2 protein-coding genes and 3 pseudogenes are annotated in these 3631 nt (G+C 38.7%); 2 read left to right on the forward strand and 3 right to left on the reverse strand.

Annotated features, from left to right (window positions below):
* Nucleotides 1-75: pseudogene (locus tag MSG93_RS19160) on the forward strand (IS6 family transposase); the annotation flags it as partial.
* A 53-nt stretch (nt 76-128) separates the two neighbouring features.
* Here the strand turns inward: MSG93_RS19160 and MSG93_RS19165 are convergent.
* A pseudogene (locus MSG93_RS19165) lies at nt 129-665 on the reverse strand (WYL domain-containing protein); the annotation flags it as partial.
* A gap of 208 nt (nt 666-873) precedes the next feature.
* Between MSG93_RS19165 and MSG93_RS19170 the strand changes: the two are divergent.
* The gene (locus MSG93_RS19170) at nt 874-1203 is read left to right on the forward strand and encodes a DUF4236 domain-containing protein (RefSeq protein WP_000506885.1); all 330 of its coding nucleotides are present in this window, start codon (nt 874-876) and stop codon (nt 1201-1203) included.
* 271 nt (nt 1204-1474) lie between these two features.
* Here MSG93_RS19170 and MSG93_RS19175 read toward each other — a convergent pair whose 3' ends face one another.
* Nucleotides 1475-2707 carry an ATP-binding protein gene (locus MSG93_RS19175; RefSeq protein ID WP_009513514.1) on the reverse strand — a complete coding sequence of 411 codons (1233 nt, stop codon included), beginning with the start codon at nt 2705-2707 and terminating at the stop codon, nt 1475-1477.
* Nucleotides 2708-3259: 552 nt separating this feature from the next.
* Nucleotides 3260-3505: pseudogene (locus MSG93_RS19180) on the reverse strand (HNH endonuclease signature motif containing protein); the annotation flags it as partial.
* Nucleotides 3506-3631: the final 126 nt, after the last annotated feature.

Raw genomic sequence — 3631 nt, forward strand, 5'->3', positions numbered from 1 at the left:
GGACAAGCATCGTCATTTTATTATGGTCAGCCTCAAGGTGAAGTGTGTCTAATCAACAGGGTTTTCGGTCTCTAAGCACTTTTAAAAAGGAACTTCATCGACTCAAATCTCTATTTGCAACAGTGCCGTAAAAAGTCCTTAAACTGCTTGCTCTGATGGCAATAGGCACGGACATGCCAGCGAAAACCGGTATACACCAGGGTATGTGGGGAAATCATGCGTTCATGCCACTGCGGATTCTGCATGGAGGCATAAATAATTTTGAGACAGCTTTGTGTTCGACAGGCACGCAACACTTCCCTGATGACTTCAGGACGCACACTGCGATCAGGTAATTGAACTGCTGCAAGATTCGGTTCTGGCATCGCAATCAGGGCATGCGATTCACTGACCAAGCCCGAGAGCATATTGAGATATTCATTGATATGCGCTGTAGTCAGTACAGGCTGGAAGCTGGCTTTAGGCACATAACCCTTGACTGAGGGATCATGAATCAAGGCATCGGGGTTATACAGCGTATTATAGCGCTTGATATCCGCAGAAGCCTGTTGTCGACTCAGTCCAAACCAGCTCATCAAACGATTGGTAACCAAACGACCTTCCCAATATGCAAGGAGCTCGATCGCCCGCATCCTAAGAAGCACCTCATGCTTATCTGTCGTCATATACCAATCAGTCAATAAATAGCAGTTTTAAGATTACCCTACAGCAAATATACAGTAAAGATTTTTGACGGTATTTAAAGGTAGTATTGCAATCATCAGATAAAAAATATACTAGTATCCTGATGATAGCCGTCAAAGTACGATCTCTAGCAGATCATGGATCCTGGTATAGCGCGTGAATTGAGCTAAGTTTTAGAATGAGAGCAATATGGGTTTTAGATTTCGTAAAAGTATTAAATTATTCCCGGGTTTTAAAATTAATCTGACCCATAAAGGCATCAGCAGTGCCAGCATTGGCAAACCTGGTGCTTCTCTAAATATTGGGAAAAAAGGTACGCGAACCAGTGTCGGCATTCCAGGTACGGGACTATCTTACTCTAAACACCAACCTTACTCTAAAAAGACCCGTGTTCCACAACCGACATCGCTAGAACACACGGAATATAATCCTCAGAATTTAGAACAACCGAAGACAAAGATCTGGCCTTGGATTATTTTTGGAATATTGTGTTTTATGGTGGGTGCCGTCATTTTTTAGCAAGAACCGCATTGTATTTTAATCAAAAAAAATGCCCAGATGGATGAATGGGCAAACTAAGGAATTAATATCCTTCAGAAACTCCAGCGCAATTCTCGCTACTTTCAGTAAGCGACTCTGGCTCAATCATGAGGGTCTGACTCAATCGAATCGAGGTAAATCGATCCATCACAATTGGAGCAGAAATTATGCTTGAATACATTCTTGGATGATGCTGAAAAGTCTTTGAGTTTTAATCAATAAATAAGAGTATTCATGTCTACCCTCAACTTTACTTATTTTCAGATAGCAACCAATCGAGAGCACTCATTTTTACAATACCATTATAATTTGCTTCAGCCCCTATCGTGTCTAAGGTAAGTAAATATTTGGGATACGAATCAGAAATTTTCTGTAATGGACGTAACTCTCGGCTGAGTGTCTCCTCATTGAGCGTTTCTAATGCCACCTGATAATAAGTTAAATTCTGTAAAGTATCGACAGCAACAAAATCAATTTCATATTCATCAACCCGCCCTACATAGACCGTATAACCTCGTCTGACAAGCTCAAGATAAATCACATTTTCTAAGATATGACCTTGATCAGCATTAGCATCAGGCAACATAATCCGGCGCAATCCGACATCAACTAAATAGTATTTTTCAGAGGATTGTAATAACTCACGCCCGCGTACTTTAAATTGTGCGGCACTATAAAATAACAAACTGTCCTGTAAGCCCTGAATATAGCGTTTTACTGTTTCAAATGAGATTTTAACCCCGCTTGAAACAAAGGTATTTTTAATTTTATTGATGGAAATGGGTGAGCCTGTCACGCTTGCCAAATATCTTGCGACACGCTCGAGAGAGTTAATATCAGCAGTATTCAAACGAGGAATAACATCTTTAAACATTACACTGGCATAGACCGCTTGCAAGTAATCATAGGTTTCCTGCTGACTAGTCATGGCAAGCGTATAGGGGAAACTACTGTGCGTGTACATGGCATACAAATCACGATTGGATAATTGTTGGATGATCGGATTATTTTCAATATGCCACTGTTTAAACTCTTGGAATGACAAGGGTAAAACATGTTGCTCGATATAGCGTCCTGTGAGTAACGTCGCAAGTTCTCCACTTAGAAAGAATGCATTTGAACCTGTAATATATAAATCGATATAATCCCGAACATATAAAGAGTCGACTACTTTCTCAAAATTTGTAACATGTTGTATTTCATCTAAAAAAACATAGTTTTTTTTACTTTTATCAACTTTGGACAATACATAATCATGTAGTTTACGGTAATCGGTGAGTTCTTCAAATTCCATAAATTCGAAGTTGATGGCAATGATGTTTTCGGCTTGTACACCCTGTGCTTTTAGGTCTTGTTGAAACATCGCCAATAAGGTGGATTTTCCAGAGCGACGCACACCTGAAAGTACTTTAATGACATCACGGTCTTGCCATGTATTCAGAAATTTTAAGTAGCCATCACGTCGAATATTAGCGCTTCTCATTATTTACACTTAGAATCTAAAGTTTTAATAAATTCTATCAAATTTTAGAATGTATATGTAAATATATTTAGTTTTAAGAAAAGTTTAAAGGTTAAGTGAAACATTCAAAGCTACTGTAGAAGCATGTAAACATGCAGATCTGATCAAAATCCAAATTCTGTCTTTTTGATTATTTTCCATGTCATGTTATTTCATTGATGCTACGAGTTAACTGCTATATAAATTAAGTGAAAAGTAAATGGAACTAAGATGTTAACTAGAGTGGAACTCATTTTTGTTGTGCTGATGGTCTCAGCCTTAATCCTAATTGCTTATGAAATGCTAAAAGGTTTATTTTAGAGCATCTATACAATTTTTGATCAAAAAAAAAGCCCACAGAGGGAATCTATGGGCGAAACTAAGGACCTTGACGGTCATTCAGAAACTACAGCTAGTTTCTGGTTGTGATTCTGGACTGAATTAAAAATAACCACATTGGCTGAATGTATCAAAAGTTAAATCATGTGATTAATCATTGATACATCTGCAAAAATGAGCTCATCGCTCTGTTGATTAATACAGTAATTCACCAAACAAATCCGCTCTAATCTCTTCCAGACTCAGATCTGATTTCATTCTATTACAGATGGGATGAACCAGCAGACCATTCTCTAGAACACCTTGCCCACCTACGGCTTTGGCAATCCGATGATCCGATTCAGTAGAATCAAGATAGATCAATCCATCACAAATGAGGCAAAAGTTATGATTACCCACCAGAAAATTGTGCTTAAGCAGACTCTTGGTTAATGCCGAAAAGGGGTCGTCTCAGGAAACGGAAAATATAGCACGCTAAGGATTTTCACTCCGACTTCTTTTAACGATATCCAACACGGTATTTTTGCTTAGATTGACCAGCCGACCGACTTGTCGATAAGAGTGTCC

Source organism: Acinetobacter sp. IK40, assembly GCF_035615075.1.
Lineage (GTDB): Bacteria > Pseudomonadota > Gammaproteobacteria > Pseudomonadales > Moraxellaceae > Acinetobacter > Acinetobacter courvalinii.